Annotated in this window: 17 protein-coding genes; 8 read left to right on the top strand and 9 right to left on the bottom strand. The window is 48.5% G+C overall.

Translation table 11 applies throughout. From position 1 onward, the window contains the following. Positions 1 to 16: 16 nt before the first annotated feature. The 5 genes from SNR34_RS14705 to SNR34_RS14685 form a co-directional block, all read right to left on the bottom strand. A complete protein-coding gene (locus SNR34_RS14705; protein WP_486182264.1) occupies positions 17 to 586 on the bottom strand; it encodes a nitrous oxide reductase accessory protein NosL in 570 nt (189 codons plus the stop codon). Further along, a complete protein-coding gene (locus tag SNR34_RS14700) occupies positions 583 to 1,926 on the bottom strand; it encodes a right-handed parallel beta-helix repeat-containing protein (RefSeq protein ID WP_486182263.1) in 1,344 nt (447 codons plus the stop codon). Before SNR34_RS14700 ends, SNR34_RS14705 begins: the two co-directional genes overlap by 4 nt. A gap of 295 nt (positions 1,927 to 2,221) precedes the next feature. Next, positions 2,222 to 3,358, bottom strand: a complete 1,137-nt coding sequence (locus tag SNR34_RS14695; RefSeq protein WP_486182262.1) for a metal ABC transporter substrate-binding protein — start codon at positions 3,356 to 3,358, stop codon at positions 2,222 to 2,224. A 2-nt stretch (positions 3,359 to 3,360) separates the two neighbouring features. Further along, positions 3,361 to 4,218 (bottom strand): metal ABC transporter permease, encoded by an 858-nt coding sequence (locus SNR34_RS14690; RefSeq protein WP_486182261.1) that lies wholly within the window; start codon positions 4,216 to 4,218, stop codon positions 3,361 to 3,363. Next, positions 4,164 to 4,871: a metal ABC transporter ATP-binding protein gene (locus tag SNR34_RS14685; RefSeq protein ID WP_339278110.1), complete on the bottom strand. Its 708-nt coding sequence runs from the start codon at positions 4,869 to 4,871 to the stop codon at positions 4,164 to 4,166. The genes SNR34_RS14690 and SNR34_RS14685 overlap by 55 nt, the downstream gene beginning before the upstream one ends. A gap of 514 nt (positions 4,872 to 5,385) precedes the next feature. Between SNR34_RS14685 and SNR34_RS14680 the strand changes: the two genes are divergently transcribed. Then, positions 5,386 to 5,961 carry a class I SAM-dependent methyltransferase gene (locus SNR34_RS14680; protein WP_486182459.1) on the top strand — a complete coding sequence of 192 codons (576 nt, stop codon included), beginning with the start codon at positions 5,386 to 5,388 and terminating at the stop codon, positions 5,959 to 5,961. Positions 5,962 to 5,989: 28 nt separating this feature from the next. On the opposite strand, the gene SNR34_RS14675 is transcribed toward SNR34_RS14680, so the two are convergent. Beyond that, positions 5,990 to 6,520, bottom strand: a complete 531-nt coding sequence (locus SNR34_RS14675; RefSeq protein WP_486182260.1) for a hypothetical protein — start codon at positions 6,518 to 6,520, stop codon at positions 5,990 to 5,992. Positions 6,521 to 6,760: 240 nt separating this feature from the next. On the opposite strand from SNR34_RS14675, the gene SNR34_RS14670 reads away from it, so the two are divergent. The 3 genes from SNR34_RS14670 to SNR34_RS14660 are packed head-to-tail and all read left to right on the top strand — an operon-like array spanning position 6,761 to position 9,794. After that, positions 6,761 to 8,044 carry a glycoside hydrolase family 27 protein gene (locus SNR34_RS14670; protein ID WP_486182259.1) on the top strand — a complete coding sequence of 428 codons (1,284 nt, stop codon included), beginning with the start codon at positions 6,761 to 6,763 and terminating at the stop codon, positions 8,042 to 8,044. Between the two features lie 19 nt (positions 8,045 to 8,063). After that, entirely contained in the window at positions 8,064 to 8,957 is an 894-nt protein-coding gene (locus SNR34_RS14665; RefSeq protein WP_486182258.1) for an AraC family transcriptional regulator, read from the top strand. A gap of 30 nt (positions 8,958 to 8,987) precedes the next feature. Then, the gene (locus SNR34_RS14660) at positions 8,988 to 9,794 is read left to right on the top strand and encodes a MerR family transcriptional regulator (RefSeq protein ID WP_339278105.1); all 807 of its coding nucleotides are present in this window, start codon (positions 8,988 to 8,990) and stop codon (positions 9,792 to 9,794) included. A gap of 49 nt (positions 9,795 to 9,843) precedes the next feature. On the opposite strand, the gene SNR34_RS14655 is transcribed toward SNR34_RS14660, so the two are convergent. From SNR34_RS14655 to SNR34_RS14645, 3 genes are all read right to left on the bottom strand, one after another. Beyond that, complete coding sequence (locus SNR34_RS14655) at positions 9,844 to 10,302, bottom strand: hypothetical protein (RefSeq protein WP_339278104.1); 459 nt, start codon at positions 10,300 to 10,302, stop codon at positions 9,844 to 9,846. A gap of 235 nt (positions 10,303 to 10,537) precedes the next feature. Beyond that, positions 10,538 to 11,551 carry an ABC transporter substrate-binding protein gene (locus SNR34_RS14650; protein ID WP_486182257.1) on the bottom strand — a complete coding sequence of 338 codons (1,014 nt, stop codon included), beginning with the start codon at positions 11,549 to 11,551 and terminating at the stop codon, positions 10,538 to 10,540. A gap of 167 nt (positions 11,552 to 11,718) precedes the next feature. Beyond that, positions 11,719 to 12,693 (bottom strand): LacI family DNA-binding transcriptional regulator, encoded by a 975-nt coding sequence (locus SNR34_RS14645; RefSeq protein WP_486182256.1) that lies wholly within the window; start codon positions 12,691 to 12,693, stop codon positions 11,719 to 11,721. A gap of 130 nt (positions 12,694 to 12,823) precedes the next feature. Here SNR34_RS14645 and SNR34_RS14640 point away from each other — a divergent pair, with 130 nt between their 5' ends. The 4 genes from SNR34_RS14640 (at position 12,824) to SNR34_RS14625 (ending at position 18,556) form a co-directional block, all read left to right on the top strand. After that, positions 12,824 to 14,290 (top strand): glycoside hydrolase family 1 protein, encoded by a 1,467-nt coding sequence (locus SNR34_RS14640; protein WP_236413883.1) that lies wholly within the window; start codon positions 12,824 to 12,826, stop codon positions 14,288 to 14,290. A gap of 166 nt (positions 14,291 to 14,456) precedes the next feature. Further along, complete coding sequence (locus SNR34_RS14635; protein WP_486182255.1) at positions 14,457 to 16,385, top strand: beta-glucoside-specific PTS transporter subunit IIABC; 1,929 nt, start codon at positions 14,457 to 14,459, stop codon at positions 16,383 to 16,385. A 31-nt stretch (positions 16,386 to 16,416) separates the two neighbouring features. Beyond that, positions 16,417 to 17,274, top strand: coding sequence for a DMT family transporter (locus tag SNR34_RS14630; protein ID WP_236414347.1), 858 nt, complete (start codon positions 16,417 to 16,419; stop codon positions 17,272 to 17,274). A 307-nt stretch (positions 17,275 to 17,581) separates the two neighbouring features. After that, entirely contained in the window at positions 17,582 to 18,556 is a 975-nt protein-coding gene (locus SNR34_RS14625; RefSeq protein ID WP_486182254.1) for a GAF domain-containing protein, read from the top strand. Positions 18,557 to 18,638: the final 82 nt, after the last annotated feature.

The raw sequence follows: 18,638 nt of genomic DNA, 5'->3' as shown, positions 1-18,638 counted from the left end.
TCCACCGACTTTCGGATTAATGATGACCGGCATCTCCTGCTTTTTCGTTAGCATGATTCGTTTCCTCACTCCCTGCTTCCTGTTGATGACTGTGGGTATGTCCCTGACCTTCCCCATGCATGTCCATGCCCTCCGTATTTTGCTTCCAGTCGTGGGATGCGAGTTCTTCGGCAGTCATGATTCGGCCGACGCCCTGTTCCTGAACGAAGGCTTCGGCGGACGGCTTGTCCTTGAAGCTAACGATGCCGTAAGCCATTGGCGTTCTTAGGGAAGCATCGTAGACATAAGTCGCTTTGCCGTATTCGATCCATTCTTTGTCATTATAATCACGGACATAATCCATGCCGATTTGGTCCGTCCCGTTCTGTTGTTTCCATTCATTCATGCAGCCGATGTCGTCGAATTTGTACGTTTGGCCATCCTTTGTCGTCAGTTGGGTGGCAAAAGCATCGTCTTTAACCTGCATATTGCAAATCACGCATACATCGACGTCCTCATTGATGGGCACAGCCGCATATTTCGTGCCGCAGCCCGATAACAGAAAGATGGACCACAACATGATTAAAGTGAATGTCCAGTGTTTCATTTTCGTTTTCCTCCCAAATAGAACATATATCCTGCAGCAAGTAATAACAGTCCCCCAAGCCATGGCACGAACCGATTGTTCTCGTTATCTCCTGCGTAAGCCCGGGAAGCAGCATCCAGTTTCATTCGCGGCGAAAGATCGGTGAGCCATTCGCTTCTGCCTTCCGTATGCAGGTCGCTCAGAAACGTCATGCCCGGGGATTGAAAAAACAATTGAAAGGCCGAGTTGCGTTGTATCAAACGCTGATAAAACGGGTTGATGGCATAAGCCGCCTCACTTACCCCGTCCCCATTGAGGTCAAGGCCCTGAAACGAATCCCAGTAGTTGTGGCGGATGACGTTGTTTCGGCTTTCCACCGCTTGCGCTTCGATCACGTTTGATACGAATCGGTTGGAGTGAAGCTCGTTTCCCTCCGCATGGTTGAATTGCACGCCAACGAAATTTCGCAAAAGATCGTTTCGGCTGATCTCGTTTTCGGAAGACTCCTGGATATACAATCCGACACGGTTTCCCTCAAGTACATTATCCGCGACGATCGAACGCTGCACGTCATAGAGCAGAATGCCTTGGGAATGAACATTTTCGCTTTGTTTGCGGAACGTATTTCCCGTAACTACAGCTTTATTGGCACCCATGACCATGGCTCCGGTTACATTTCTCTCGCCCAGGTTGCCCGTGACGTTCGAAAGGTGGACATACATTAAGTGAATGGCATATCTGTTGCCGAATAACCTATTATTGGCGACCTCGATGCTGCGGCTGTTTTCCATGTAAATGCCATCGCGCACATCGTGAATTTCGTTATCCGTGATCCGGATTTCCTGCGATGCATACAGGTCGATCCCATTTCCCTTCAGCGCATTCTTCGTGCTCGACGGCCCCGTCCAACGAATGAGATTATGCTGCAGGGTTCCTTGGCTGGCTTTTCTAAGAATGATGCCGTAACCTTGGCTCTCTATATCAAGATCGGACAGAACGACCTGATTTGCCGTCACGTGAATTGCTGCATGCTCGCCGAGATGTTCTTGCCGCACGCGAAACCCTGTTAATCTCACCTCGTCGGATTGAACCGAAATGGCGGGAGCTGCCTTTGGATTGATCAGCACGACGGAATCATCGCCCTGAATCGTAACGCTTTTGTCGATGACGATCGGTCCCGAATATGTACCTGGTGCCAATGTAATGACTTCGCCATTAACAGCGCGGTCGATCCGTGGCTGCAAGGGGATCGGGCCGCTGCTATTTTCAGCAAAGGTAATGCCGTAAAAAGACAACATGCTCATTAGTCCCAAAGCAAGCATGCTGACAAGCCATCGAAATAACAGCTTTTCATCAAACAAGAACAGCGAACGCGTTGATCCGGCTGCTTTTGGAATGGAATTTCCCTCCTTTCATCATGGATTTCGTCATTGCCACGAAAGGATTACAACGTCATCGATAACAACAAACTGTGTTTAGTGTACAAACATTTGCCTCTTTCCCATATAGCTCGACGTAGCTATACCCATTTGGAAATTGTGTCCAATTTGTGATGGAATCCATGATATGCAGTGCACAAAAAGACGTTGACCACAAAAGTCAACGCCTTCTCGTTTATTGGATTTGTATAAATGGATTCGTGTTTGCAACGTATCGCTATTCGTTCAATGCTGTTTTTAATGCTTCAAGGTTGCTGCGCATCACGCGCACATAGTCGTTTCCTGCGGCAAGCTCTTCTTCCGTAAGTCCCTCAATGGGATTCAAAACATCTGTTTTCGCTCCGATCTCTTTAGCGATCGTGTCGGCCACTTTGGAAGAGACCAGTGTTTCGAAGAAGATCGTTTTAACGTTGTTCTCCTTGGCAAACTGCACGATGTCTGCCATTTGGGCCGGAGATGGCTCCTGATCGGGGGACAATCCAGCGATCGGTACCTGCGTCAACCCGTATTGTTTGGCCAAATAACCAAAGGCCGCGTGCTGCGTAATGAAATCTTTGCGTTTGCTATCCTTCAAACCTTCCGTAAATTCGTTGTCCAGCGCTTCGAGTTCGGTGACGTATGCATCGGCATTGGCTTTAAACTGTTCTTTGTATTCCGGGGCAACTTCGGATAATCCTTTTTCAATATTACGAACCTCTTGAATCGCCAGCTGCGGCGACAACCATACGTGAGGGTCCAGACCGCCGTGATTGTGAACATGCCCGCTTTCATCATGCGAGTGTTCCTCATGTGCATGCTCGCCATGTTCATGGTCATGGTCATGGTCATGCTCTTCTTCGGAATGCGCTTCCTCTCCATGGTCGTGATCATGATCATCGGCATGAGCCTCATCGCCGTGGGAATGAGAATGGCCTTCTTCTTCCGAGCCTTCCATAATGTCGATTCCTTGGCTTGCTTCAATGGCTTTCAGATTCGAGCCTGTGGCGCTATCCAATGCTTGGCCTACCCAGCTTTCCAAACCGGCACCGTTATATACCAGCACGTCGGCTTCGGTCAGCTTTGCCATGTCCTGTGCGGTCGGCTCCCAATCATGCGACTCCATGCCTGCTGGCACCAAATTTTCGACATTGGCCAAATCTCCGGCGACGTGACGAGTGAATTCGTACATCGGATAGAAGCTGGTCTTGATCTCCAGCTTTTTCTGTGCAGCATCGTCAGTGGATGCTTCGGTCGTTGAAGACGCTGCGTTATCGGATGCTGAAGAGCCCGCACTGTTCGATTTCGTGCCGCATCCGGCCAGAACCAATACAAGCGACAAAGCTAAAAAGATAAAACTGCGATTCCAAAATTTCATATTCATGCACTCCTTTTGTTCATTCGTTCTTTGGCATATTTCACGCTTCGCCGGCTGCGGCGCTGCAGCAGCTTTTGGAAAAGCATCGTGACAAGCAGGAAAACGAGCAAAACCAATGCGATCGTACCGCCAGGCGGTGTGTCGATGTAGTAGGACAAGCTCAAACCGGAAAAAATACCGGCCAGACCGGTGCCAATCGCGATATGTATCGCGGCTGCAAACCCTGGCGCAATCCTTAACGCAAGCGAGGCGGGCAGCACGATCAATGCCGACACCAAAAGCACGCCCACAACCGGCATCGCTGCCGCTACGGTCATGCCGGTCAGTACGGCAAAGGAAAAAAACAGCAGCTTCACCTTTGCGCCCGAAATCGTGGCTGTCTCTTCGTCAAAGGTCAGGTTGTATAACGGACGTCTTAAGATAATAAAGTACACCAGTCCTGTAAGCAGCACCGCAGCAATCAGCAGCAGTTGGGTGTCGTTTACGGCAACGATGGAACCAAACAAGTAGGAACTCAAGCTTTTGCTCCAATTTTGCTTAAGACTCATCAGGACAACGGCGAGTGCCAGGCCGGAGATCATGATAATCGCTACCGGGAGCTCGCTGTAGGTGCGATAAGAGCGCCGAAGCTGCTCGATCAGTATGCCTCCAAGGATCGCTACGGCAAATCCGCTGAGCGAAGGATTAAGCGACAAGGCCGATCCCAACGCCACGCCGGCAAGGGAGACATGTGAGAGCGTGTCGGCCATCAGCGCTTGTCGGCGCAGCATCAAATACACTCCCAGAATCGGGGCAATGATGCCGATCATTGCGCCTGCCCAGAAAGCACGCTGCATGAATTCGTAACCGAACATCGCCATCCCTCATCCTCCCTTCTTTCCAGTTCGATGACCGTGTCAAGATACTGTGCCAATTCCTCCAGGCCGTGGGTAACCATAATTACCGTTTTCCCATGCGCTGTCACGTTATCCTTCAAAAATCGATACAGCTCGATCCTGCTCTTGGCATCCAGACCGGTCACCGGTTCGTCCAGCACGAGTACATCCGGTTCCTGGGCAAGCGCCCGTGCGATGCATACGCGTTGTTTCTGGCCACCCGACAGCTCGCCGACTTTGCGATGACGGTATTCCCACATGCCGACCTGCCGTAAGCTTTGCTCAACCACGTCATGCATATGTTTGCTGAATCGGCCGAAACACCCCAAGCGCGCATAACAACCTGAACGCACCAGCTCGATGACACTGCTTGGGAAGCCGGCATTGAAGGAAGATACTTGCTGCGGCACGTATCCCACGATCACCTTCGTTCCGTCTTCCCGCACATTATTGAACGACACCGTACCGCTCCAAGGTTTGAGCAATCCAAGCATCAGTTTGAGCAAGGTCGTTTTGGCAGTTCCGTTAGCCCCCGTGATTCCGATGAACCGTCCGGCAGCAATGTCTAGCGAGAGTTGTTCGATGACCGGTTCATGGCCATAGCCAAATACAACATCCCGCAAAGAGGATAAGATCATGTCTGGCACTCCTGTTAATCGTAATAATTACGTTTTGCAAAAGCTAGTTTATCGTAATTTTTACGATTTGTAAACCGGATCTATTCCTTTTTTCTATAAAACGCCCTCCTTTCCTCCATTCTTCGTACGTGCTAAAACGCCAAAAAAGCCGCCATAAAGCGACTTCTCACGGTTCTGTAATCGTTCCTTGTCAACGAAGGTTGGCAAGGTTTTTTTGTTGCCTTTATATCCACTCCGTATCGCTATATAAATCGCAGTGGCCTGGTGTGATTAATTAGTGCGGTTTATATAGCAACGAATTCTTTAGAATTTCTTTAGAAATATCCCCGGTGGTTCCTAAGTTATGTTCATTAAGATAGCCATGAAGCCGATCATCGAAAAATTGCCCTGCTTCCAACCACGAGTGCGTGATGTTGGACCATTACCTTTTTTGCAGCAGGCACGTATGCTGGTAAGCATATATCTTGGCTTCGCTTCTATTTTTGCAATGTTAACGGAAATGGAGGTGGAAACGTTGACTCTGAATGAAAATCTATTATTTTTGAGAAGCTTCATTCAAAGCCCGAAACAGGTTGGAAGCCTCATGCCGAGCTCCCGCTTTTTGGCGAACGCCATGGTGAAGCATGCGCCATGGCATGAAATGAAGGCCGCCGCGGAGCTTGGGTCGGGTACGGGAGCAATCACCCGCCAAATCCAAGCCCGGGCAACCGAAGCGACAAAGGTGTTTTTGTTCGAAATGGACGCGACCATGAGAAACAATTTGCAGGCCGAATATCCGCGTTTCACCTGTCATGCCGATGCGACCCACCTGGTGGAAACGATCCAACAAGCGAATGTCGAGCAATTGGACTGCATTTTTAGCGGACTTCCCTTTTTCAATTTCGAGCGCAAACTGAGGGATGCATTGGTCGAACAGATTCATTCGGCTCTGAAACCTGGCGGGCAGTTCATTGCTTTCCAGTATTCGCTTCAAATGAAAAAGCAATTGACCGAAACATTCGTCATCGATAAAGTGGAATTCGTTCCGCTCAACTTCCCTCCGGCTTTCGTTTATGTCTGTCGTAAAAGGGAAATAAATAAGCTGCAATGATGAGGATAGCGCATGTTCCATGTCATGCTCATTCTGCGGGTAATGACAAATCGTTAAGCTCATTGCGCAAAAACGGATCAAGATGATCGGCAGCAAGCAGCTCGTGAACGAGGTCCTGATTGACCAACCTTTTATTGGACTGCAAATACTGAAACAACATATCGCCTTTCGTTCCGCGATCCATTAATCTGTAAGCAACATACCAGACTTCCGGATGGGAAACATGGACTCCGTCCCAGACGCTCATACGCCGGATGGGTAATTTAACCACACCCTTGCCTGAATATATAGCAAAGCCCCCGATGATATCCACGTTCAATGAAGGCAAACTCAATCGGTATTCGCTGGCAAACGGGTGGTCTCCACTCGGCTGTTCTTTGTAGTCGAATCCATGGATGGCTTCCAGCAGCTCGACTTTGGAGCATTCAACCGTCAAGTCCCAATCGTTTACGCTTTGAATCAAGTTCAGATAACGCAGTAATCCGCTGCCGCCTAAAGCGTAACGGATGCCTCTCGCATCCAGCCGTTCGACCAAAGGAAGCAGCTGCCGGTGGTCCATACGTTTCCCTCCATTCCATACCCTTTGGTAGTCCCGATGTTCATCATATTTATTCCATTTCAGCCCATTATATCATGATTCAGCCTATCTAACCCGTTACAGGCATTACAACGTGGTTCTTCACGCCAATAGAACAGCAATATTTTACAACCTGAGCAATACTTTATGATTGTCCCTTATCCTTCGTTCCCATAAAATGAAGCCAGAACATACTTTATCAACGAAAGATGGGATCTGGACATGAATCATCACCAATTTGCACCTACCCCGCCTATGGGCTGGAATAGCTGGGATTGTTATGGTGCTGCCGTGCGCGAAGAAGAGATTCGCGGAAATGCGGAGTATATGGCAGAGCACTTGAAGGCGTATGGATGGGAATACGTGGTCGTCGATATCCAATGGTACGAACCGGGAGCAATATCTTCGCAGTATCGGCCGTTTGTGCCTTTGGAAATGGACGAATACTCTCGGCTGATGCCAGCCGTTAACCGCTTCCCTTCTGCCGCCGGGGGCAAAGGATTCAAACCATTGGCGGATTACGTGCACAGTTTGGGCCTGAAGTTCGGCATCCACATCATGCGCGGCATCCCGCGTCAAGCTGCCCATGCGGCAACGCCGATTCTGGGCACCTCGGCCACGGCTCGGGACATCGCCCACCCGAATTCGATCTGCCCTTGGAACACGGACATGTACGGCGTAGATGCAGCCAAAGAAGGTGCTCAGGCCTATTACGATTCATTGTTTGAACTGTATGCATCCTGGGGCGTCGACTTCGTTAAAGTGGATGACATTGCTGCATCCCGCCTGTATCAAGCCCATTTGCCTGAAATCGAAATGATTCGCAAAGCCATTGACCGCAGCGGCAGAGAGATGGTTCTCAGCCTTTCACCGGGGCCAGCCCCTCTGGAGCACGCCGAGGAATTCAAAGCCAATGCCAACATGTGGCGCATGACCGACGATTTCTGGGATCTGTGGCCCCTGCTGCTCGGCATGTTCGAACGCTGCGAGAAGTGGGCCGAACATGTGGAGCCAGGCCAGTGGCCTGATTGCGACATGCTGCCGCTCGGCCATCTCGGCATTCGTTCCGTGGACGGCGGAGGCAGCGATCGGTGGACGCGGTTTACCAAGGACGAACAATTGACGATGATGACCTTGTGGTCCATTTTCCGTTCGCCACTCATGTTTGGCGGAGAAATGCGGGACAACGACGATTGGACGCTATCCCTCTTGACCAACCGGGACGTGCTTGATCTGCACAGAAACGGCTTTGGCGCACGCCAGGTATCCCGTGAGGATAACAAGGTTGTATGGCAAGCCAATCATACGGACGGCTCCGTGTACGTCGCATTGTTTAATGTTGGTGACGAAGCGGCCACCGTCTCCGTTCGATTGCAGCAAATCGGCGTAACCCGCTCCTCTGGCGCGAAAGAGCTTTGGACAGGACAGCACGTTAACGTCAATGACGGGACGTTGTCTGCCAAGATTGCTCCGCATGGAGCCGCATTGTATAGACTCGAACCGTAAACTTCCATATACTTAGAAGATGACTAAACCAAAATTGAATCAGCCTGAATATTCAACGATCGGGTTCCGCTTTTCCGAAGCGGCAGCCATGGGCCTTTATGAACTATATGCCGTCGGTCGCGACCAGGTCTCGTCCCCCCTCTATTCCTGGGACGGATTGAAGCGGTCCGACGGCCCCCTTTTTCTTTTTCAATATACGTTATCCGGACAAGGACGCCTCCGTGTAGGCAGCAAAGAGTACCTCGTTCCGGAGGAGACGGCATTGCTCGTGGAAATCCCGGACGATCACTGTTATCGCTTCGATGACCGTGACGAATCCTGGGAATTCCTTTTTTTGCTGTTTCGTCCTACAGGGCTGCAGGACCACTGGCATGCTGTCAAAAAAAAGTACGGCCCGATCGTTCCCATTCCGCGTCACCATTCGGTAATCCATACATTGGAGCATATCTTTCTCGATGCCAGGGATGGTCAGCTATCGGATGCATTCCGTGCTTCGTCATCCGTCTACCGATTCATGATGGAATTGAGACGTTATACCAGTCATACAGACGGAGACGGCGACCATCCGGAAGCGATTCGCAAGGCTTTGGCCTGGATGGAGGAGCATTATCCGGTTATTTCAGGCGTTGATGCTTGTGCACAGGCGGCAGGTTTGTCCAAGTTTCATTTTATCCGAAGATTTACGGCAACCATAGGAATGTCCCCCCTGCAGTATTTGACCAAGATCCGGCTCGGCCATGCGGTGCGATTGCTGCGCGAAACCGATCTTAGCATTGAGGAAATTGCCCAACAAGTGGGCTTCTCGGGAAGCAGTTATTTTATCAAAGTCTTTCATGGCATTGTCGGATGTTCGCCAGGCGAATTCCGCAAGGCAAAAAGCCATTTGGCGTTCCATCGTTTGTTTTTTGACTGATTACTTATTGAAGAAGGATTGGATCGAGGCATGAAAAGTGTTTTTAAAATCAATGAAATATCCAAACTGTATCAAATCGGCGCGGACTCCTTGCGTTATTACGAGAAATTGGGCGTGCTCCAGCCACGACGGGACACCAATGGATATAGGCTCTATGGCTTGCATGACATATACAAATTGAACATTATTCGCGATTTGCGCCAATTGGATTTCTCCATGCAGCAGATCAAAGAGTACTTGGACCATCAAAGCATTGATAGTACGCTTTCGTTGTTCCATACGGAGGAGGCGCTGATCAGCGAACAGATCGAAAGGCTGCGTTTCAAGCAACAACTTATCCAGGAACGAATCCATGTCTTGTCTGCAGCAAAGAACATTGAAACTGGAGTATTCACGATCAAATCCTATCCCGATCGGCCTTGCTTACAGCTAAAGATGCGGATCACGAGGGATGAGGAAATGGACTTGGCGATCAAAAAGCTGCATCAAAAGCATGAAAGCAAAATCCGTGATTTTGGCAATCAATTATTCGGAGCATCCGTGGCTGTCGAGGAATTGCAGGCAGGCATGAAGGAGGTGTTCGACTCCATCTTTTTCATTTTGGATCGAAACGCCCGCGACTACGATGATCTGCTTCCCGCCGGGGAGTACCTTTCACTTTGTTACCGAGGGGATTATACTCAGAGTGCAAAGCGGATCATGGACGTCATGGACCATGCCAGTGAAAACGGATATGCATTGCTGGATGCCCCTTTCGAAATCTATGAAATCGACAACCGGGAAACGATCCATACCGATGAATTTCTGACGGAGATTCAGGTTCGCATCGCGAAATAGCGGCTTTATCACTCCAATTCGTTGAGAGGGAAGGCCTTTTTTCTTTTATCTACATAGGATCGGTCGCCCAAAGAATTCCAATTCGCTCTGTATCGATCCCGATGACCCCTGTATCATAGGTATACGTTTCGCCATCTGTAATAGACGTCCAGGCATAGAGCTTGAAAGAGCCGTCAGAAGTATCGAACAGTCCATTCGTGTAAAATTCTGCCTCTGGTCCGAATTGATTCAGATAACAGTTGCTTATGGAGTGCGCAAACGGCTTAGAATTTATGGCCAGGTTGTGGGTCATTTCCATGGTAAAGATGAATTCAAGAATCTGATGGGCATACTCCCTCGTTACCGATCTCCAATGATGTTCGATTCTCGACGAGTTATGCCCCATTTTGACCAATAAATCATTCATCCATTTTTCGTTCTCTGCTTCCCTTTTTTCTATTCCATACGTGACTTTCCCAACATTTCTGGTGGATATCAGCTTTTTAAAAGCTTCGTCATCTAGTACCACGGATCATTTCCTCCCTGTATCATAACTTGTAACAATCGCTGATACGACGAATACCCCAAAGCAAGCTCCCAGCATACACCCTCAAATATTCTGTATTTCTCGATGTATCCCTTCTCTTCGAACGTTATATCCTATTTAAATAGACGTGAAATAAAACGAGTACTCCTGAACCGCCGCTAGGAAGCCTTTCAGGAATACTCGTTTTTATGGTTAAACGTTATGGACGGATAAGGATTTATTTGGCGGAAAGCAAGCTATCGGTAATAAACTTCAACTGGCCTTCCAAAGAAATGGGATCATTGTACGTGTCCGAGGTAGGGTCAAGCTGGAATACATGTCCGGCCTTCACCGCAGGCAGATTAGCCCAGATCTTGTTCTCGTAAACAATCTGCGGATCACTTGTATCGCCCGACCATGGGCTCGTAAAGATGATATCACCCGCGTATTCCGGCAGCACTTCCATTGAAATGGAAGCCCAGCCTGTTCCGCTATCGATCGCTTCGGCTTGAGCCTTGGCTGGCGCTTTAAGGCCGAATTCCCCATAGATGATCTCCCCGCCGCGGCCGAAATTATGGCCGAATACATATAGCCCCTTCGAATACGGGTTGAGGATCGAAACCGTGCGGTCGCCTACCGCGGCCTTCACCTGCGGCTTCAGTTCGTTAATCTTGGCTTCCCAGTTCGCGACCCATGCTTTGGCCGCATCTTCCCGATTGGTCAGTTTGCCCAGCTCCAGCATGAGGTCTTTGTAGTTTAGCGCACCATACTTGAGCTGTACGACGGGAGCAATCTGGGATAATTGGTCAATTCCCTCGGTTCCTGTATAAGCGATGATCAAGTCCGGCTGCAGGCTGACGATTTGCTCGGCTGTCGGCTGCTCGCCCAGGTCCGTCGTACCTTGGCCGGCCAATTGATCTTTAATGTATTTGTTGTTGATCGCGCCCGAGAGCGCTCCGACGACCGGTGCATCCAGCGCAACGAAATAACCTGTCGAGAATGCCGTCAGATCGACGATGCGCTGCGGATTTTTAGGCACTTGTACCTCACCTGCATCGGATTGATACGTCACCGTTTCCTCTTCCGTTACCGCTGTTGCATCCGAAGAACTTGTATCGATCGAACGGTCCGCTCCCGCAGACGCATTCGTTGTCGTCTCGGTCGTTGTAGTCGCTTTTTGGCCGCATGCACTCAGCACTAACACCATGGCCAGTACCAGCATAAGCCAGAATGAAGTTGTCCGTTTCAGCAAATGAATCCACCCTTTTTCAAGTGATATTGATAATCGTTATCAACTTTATCATGCGGGTACACTTTTGACAAGACTATTTGTTGGCCCAGCCCGTATGAATTCATGCCCCATGTCATTCAACGCAAAAAGCCGCGATATCGCGGCTTTTCGAGACTTGAATCTTTCATTCAAGTCGATTCACGGACAATCAATTGGAATTCCAAATTCCGATATTCGAAAGGCTTGCACTGAAGCTTGTTCATGAAAATCCGAAACATGTCCTGTCCAATGTTTTTGAGCGGATTCGTGATATTCGTGAGCTGCATGGCGTCGGCCACCTGACTTTCGTCAGCTTCAAATCCTACCACGGCGATATCTTCAGGCACCCGAAAACCGCTCGAACGTGCCGAAGATAGAATACCACTTGCAACGAAATCGTTGGTGGTTACGATCGCATGGGGTTTATCGGCAAGCCTCTCCAGTTTCTTGAATGCCGCAATTCCGTCTTCCACCGTGCGGACGCCGTAGAGCATCCACTCTTCTTTATGCGGTAACCCGTATTTCTCCAATACATCCATGTATGCCTGAATTCTTCGCTTGCTGTTGGTGCTATGTTTCCTTCCGATCGTACAGGCGATATGGTGATATCCTCTCTCTACCAGATGCTCTATCCCCAATCGAAATCCTTCATAATGGTCCATGTATACCGAAGGTATTTTGCCGCTGTTCAAAGGTTCGCATGTCACAATCGGTCCATATTCCGTATATTTCTCGATCGTTTTCCAGCTCATCAACCGCCTTAACACGATCAGCCCGTCTACCTTTTTTTGGCGCAGCAATTCCAGTGTTGCCTGCTCCTGGTCAGCTTGTTCGTCCGTTTGGTAAATGAGAACCTGATATCCCTCTTTCTTGCCTTCAAGAGCGATTCCATTGATATATTGCATGTAATAATTGTTGATCGTCGGCGTCATGACACCGATAATTTTGGTTCGGCCTACCTTTAGCTGAACGGCATTGATGTTCGGAATATAGTCGAATTCCTTCATAATTTTCATCACGTGTTCCCGGGTCGTTTCATTAACGTGAGGATGATTATTCAATACGCGAGAAACCGTACTTCTCGAAACTCCGGCAATTTCTGCGATTTTTGTGATGTTGATCATGTGAGCCACCCCGCGAAATTTGTGCTTGACCTGGAATGCATTCCAGCGTTTAGCATGAGCCTATGAGGATTGTTCATGAATCCTTCAGACTACTAAATTCTATCACTTATACTACTTCGGAGGTCAAGTCATGGAACATGTGAAAAAAGGTTTCCCTAAAAATTTCCTGTGGGGCGGAGCGGCTGCGGCCATGCAAACAGAAGGCGCTTATGATGCGGATGGCCGGGGGTTGTCCGTAAGTGACGTATTTACGTTCGATTCCAAGCAGGATAAAAAATATTGGCTGGACCAATGGCATATGATGACACATCGTCAGGTCCAGGAAGCTCTCGATCCAGCAATTCAAAAAAACTATCCGAAACGCCGCGGTAATGATTTCTACCATCGCTATGAAGAAGATATCGAGCTTTTTGCGGAGATGGGTTTCAGCACCTACCGGACGTCCATCGCATGGACCCGCATTTTTCCGAACGGCGATGAACTGGAGCCAAATGAACTAGGGCTTGCTTTCTATGACAAAGTATTCGACAAGTTACTTGAGCACCAGATCGAACCTGTCGTTTCCTTGACGCATTACGATATGCCATTACATCTCGTTAATGCTTACGGCGGTTGGACCAACCGCAAATGCATCGATTTTTTCGTTCGTTTTGCAGAAACCGTATTCCGTCGCTACAAAGACAAAGTGAAATATTGGATCACCTTTAACGAAATGAACTGCCTCAAACATCATCCTTTCGTCAGTGCAGGAATTATTGAGGAAGGCCACCCTAATCTCGAACAAGCCAAGTATCAAGCAGCTCATCATCAATTTCTTGCAAGCGCTTTGTCCGTCAAAGCAGCGCATGAGATCATTCCCGGTTCTATGGTCGGCTCCATGATCAGTTATCTGTTATTATATCCAAACACCTGTAATCCGGATGACGTCTTGGAAACCCAACATGAAGAACGTGTCTCCTTTTTCTTCAGTGACGTTCAAGTTAGAGGGTACTATCCCTCTTATTCCGCAAGAATGTTCGAAGAAAAAGGCGTTGTGTTGCAAACCGAGCCAGGTGATGATGCGATCCTTCGCGAAAACATCGTCGATTACATTGCGATCAGCTATTATATGTCCAACAATGCAAGTGCCACGGCAGAGCAGCACGAAAAAGCAAGCGGCAATCTGATTGGCGGCGTAAAAAACCCATATCTCGAGCAAAACGAATGGGGATGGCAGATCGATCCAAAGGGGTTGCGGTATGCGCTGAACAATCTGTACGATCGCTATCAGAAACCTTTGTTCATTGCGGAAAACGGCATAGGCGCCATCGATACGATCCGAGAAGACGGCACCATTCAGGATGATTATCGCATCGATTACCTGAAAAAACATATCGAGCAAATGCGTGAAGCCATCCATGATGGCGTCGATCTGATCGGTTACACGGCCTGGGGACCCATCGATATGATCAGCGCTTCGACGTCGCAAATGTCCAAACGGTACGGTTTTGTATACGTCGATCAGGACGATGAAGGTAATGGCTCTCTTAAACGCATCAAAAAGAAAAGCTTTGACTGGTACAAGCAAGTCATTGCAAGTAACGGCGAAACGTTGTAATACCAACGATTTACCGTTCAGCACTTACTTCAAGGCCGGTTTTCAAGGGAGACGGGGATGATCGATCCCCTATTCCATTCCCTTGATTGCCGGAAAACGAACACGATACATTACAATTATGTAAGTGTTTACAATTGAGAATATGACTCAAAGGGAGTTATGATCCATGGACAAAAAGCAACTTGCTAAAGAAATTTTGGAAAGCGTCGGCGGAGAGAAAAACATCAAAATGGCCACGCATTGCATTACACGCATTCGTTTTAATTTGCACGACGATCGGCGGGCCGACTCCGAAAGGTTGAAAAACATGGCCGGAGTCATGGGCGTTGCCCAAAGCGGCGGCCAATACCAGGTCATTATCGGCAACGAAGTGGGCTCGGTGTTCAACCAGCTGATTCAGATTGCCGACATCAAAACCGATGACGAAGATGAAGAGCAACTTACTGCGGATAACAAGGATAAAAAGAACATATTCAGCCGATTGTTCGAAGTCATCTCCAGCATCTTCACCCCTGCCATTCCGGTGATCATCGGTGCCGGCATGCTGAAGGGGCTGCTTTCCCTGCTCACGGTATGGAATTTGGTCCAGCCGGAAAGCGGTGTGTTCGTTGTGCTGACTGCACTATCCACAACCGCCTTTTATTTCTTGCCCATCCTCTTGGCCATTACGGCGGCTAACAAATTTAAGACGAATCCTTACATCGCCGTCGTTGTAGCAGGTGTGCTCCTTCATCCCAATTTCGCCGCGCTGCGTGCGGATGGCGTGACAGAGCTAAGCCTCCTTGGCGCCCCCATGCGCCTGATCGACTACTCGTCTTCCGTACTGCCGATCCTGTTGTCCGTCATTTTGCTGGCTTACATCGAGAAATATGTTAAAAGAATCGTGCCCGGTTCGCTGAAAATCGTATTCGAACCGATGATTATTTTGCTCATCGCCATTCCAATCGTATTGATTGTATTGGGTCCACTCGGTTCGTATGCGGGTAACGCACTCGCCGTTGGTTTCTCTTGGCTCTATTCCACGTCAGGCTTGTTTGCAGGGATCGTTCTGGGCGGCACGTTCTCGCTGATTGTCATCACTGGCATGCACTACGGATTGGTTCCGCTCATCGTGCAATCCGTATCACAATATGGATACGATTACATCAAACCACTCATGACCGTAGCCAATATCGGCCAGGCAGGCGCATCCTTCGCTGTGTTCCTGAAAACGAAAAATAAAGCCCTCAAATCTGTCGCGGGTGCAGCTACGTTCAGCGCATTGATGGGTGTCACCGAGCCGGCAATCTACGGCGTAACGATGCGGCTCAAAAAACCGTTCATCGGCGCAGCTACAGGCGGTGCGGTCGGAGGAGCCATTTCCGGTTTCTATGGAGCCAAAGCGTACGGTTACACGTTGGCAGGTCTTCCGGGCATTCCGCTCTTTTTAGGAGAAACGTTCATCTATCTGGCCATCGCCATGGCTGCTTCGTTTATTGTTTCTGCCGTGGTCACTTGGGTCATCGGATTCCAAGACATTCCAAACCCTGAAAGCACAGTTGAAATACCCGTGAATGCCTCTGCTCCAACTCCTAAAAGTGTCTTAAATCATGCTGGTGGACAAACGGAAGTGCCGGAAGGTGTCATTTTGAGCCCAATGCAAGGTTCGCTCCATCCTCTCCGCGTTGTTCCGGATGAAACCTTCAGCCAGGAGATGATGGGCAAAGGCGTTGCCATCGTGCCTGCAGCAGGCAGGGTTGTATCTCCTGTCCATGGCGTAGTGGCCAAACTGTTCAAAACCAAGCATGCTATAATGATCGTAAGTGATGACGGGGCGGAAATTTTGATTCATGTCGGTATCGACACCGTCAAATTGAAAGGAAAACACTTCACCTCCCATATTAACGAAGGCGACCGGTTGAATGCCGGGGACCTGTTGTTGGAATTCGATATACAAGCCATCCAATCCGAGGGCTATAACACAATTACGCCAATCATTATTACGAACTCGGACCAATACGCTTCCGTCACTCCGTATGATTCGGATGCTGTTCGAGAAAAGGATATTCTGTTGTCCCTGGTGTCAAAGCATATTCCTGGCAGCCTGTCATCCTAAACAAAACGTACCGAAGGGATATGACTTGAAAATGCAACTTCTGAGTTTGGTTCTGTGTTTAATCTGGGGATTCAATTTCGTGATCATGAAGCTGGGGAACGGCCTGTTCCCCCCTGTTTTATTCGCCGCTTTTCGCTTTTTGGTCGGGTCCGGTTTTCTTTTTCTGATCGTGTTTTTCAAACGGATCCCCCTTCCGAAACGGGAACATTTCAAATGGTTCGTGATCTGCGGCATTTTGCAAACGACCTATTTTAACATTGCGATTCAGGTATCCCTGAATTACATCAGTGCCGGCTTAACGTCCGTGCTGACCTACAGCATGCCCTTGTTTCTCTCCTTAATGGCACATTACGTCATTCCAAGCGACCGGTTAACGACCCGCAAATCCATTGGAATCATCGTTGGCATTCTGGGATTGGGACTCGCGATGGACATTCGTTTCTCCGGGAATCCTTGGATTTTGCTGCTGGCTCTTTCGTCCGCAATCTCTTGGGCAATCTCCAACCTGATCATCAAACAAAAGCTTCAGGACTGTGACAAAGTGCAGTTCACGACCTGGCAGATGGCATTCGGAACGATCGGTCTGTTCATTTGCTCCCTGCTGTTCGAACATGGGACAACCCACTGGAATCTGAACGCTGTGTTGTACTTGCTGTTTTCCGGCATTGTTGCGTCCGCGCTTGCGTTTGTATTATGGACCAACATTCTGTCCAAACTTGAGGCCAGCAAAGCATCGATTACATTGTTGACTGTTCCCATCATCGGGGTGTTGTCCGGTTGGCTCTTCCTACATGAATCCTTCAAGATCGCCACGCTTGGAGGCATCGCCCTCGTCCTGTTCGGCATTTGGATCGTAAACAGCAAACCTGCGGCGCCTAAAGCCGCTTGATGATCCTCTCATGCTCTTTTTTGATCCAACTAAACATTTTACTTTTCCCTAGAACATTTTCCAATTGTTCAGCATTATACGAAGGACTTCCTAAACCTCGTTTTAGGAAGTCCTGTTTTTTCATTTTATTAAAAATTGAAAAATATTTTTGTTTTTTTGAATGTAAGTTTTTAGTAATATATAGGTTGATACTATTTTTAAACGAAATCAACAAGAAGACCCGGACACCCGGTCTTGAATACATATTTCACAGCAATAACCTGATCGTCTGCAACTATATATATTTGATATTAAGGAGAGTTACATTATGAGTCAGCCCATCAAAGAATTTCCTTTTTATACAAATTTCAACGAGGTCACGCACGATATTTTGGAAATGGCCAATCAGATTCTCCGGGATAAGTTTTTATTCCTGAGTTCTCTCACCGACACGGAGCAAATCATCCTGAAAGTGTTGGATAATGACCAAACGATCGGAATCCATGAAGGGATGACGATTCAAGTCGATTCCACCGTTTGCAACCGGATTGATTTCTCATGCGATGCGCCGTTGGTCTATGAAGATATCACCCAAGACTCGGCGTTGGATGATCTGCTGCCTGCTTTAAAGGAAGCCAGGATCGGCTCCTATCTAGGGGTTCCCATCATTCTCAGAAACGGGGATGTATTCGGCACGTTATGCGCCGTGAATTCCACGGCTTCGGTATTTGACTGCACAAGCGTAAATTTGTTTCAAAAAGTGGCGAGGCTGTTTTCATATTATTTGGATTTGGAAAAATTGGCCTTCAGGGATTCGTTAACGGGGGCTTATAACAGACAGTTCCTGCATAAATACTTTGATGAACATCCAACAGCATATGGAGCTTTGTTGTTCCTTGATCTGGATGGCTTCAAAAATGTAAACGACTTGTTCGGCCATCATGCGGGAGATTTGGTATTGAAGGAAGTGGCGCTTCGTTTGGAAGAGCTGATACTGCACAACGACGGGTTTGTCGTTCGGCTTGGCGGGGATGAATTCGTGGTTTATTATCATCATTTGTCGGATCGGCATCAGATTGTGAACCAGGCAGAGTTGATTCTGGGTCGGTTATCCTCCTGGGACAGTCTCAGGGATAAGGAGAAATTCCAATTATCGGTGAGCATTGGCATTATTCCTTATACCGAACAAATGAATATCGATCTGTCCACGCTGCTTGAGCATGCGGATGCCGCATTATATCAAGCCAAATCAAGCGGCAAAAACAAGTATCAGTTTTATGAAGGCGTGGGTCTTGAAGCCTGAAATCATTGCTTATCGGAGCAATCGAGGATATTGAACGGAGCAAGCTTGTCCGAATTCTTGCTCCGTCATGATTGCTTTCAGC

This window comes from Paenibacillus sp. XP01 (assembly GCF_057364885.1).
Note: the sequence above shows the minus strand (reverse complement) of the source record. Positions and strands in the feature narration are given on the sequence as shown.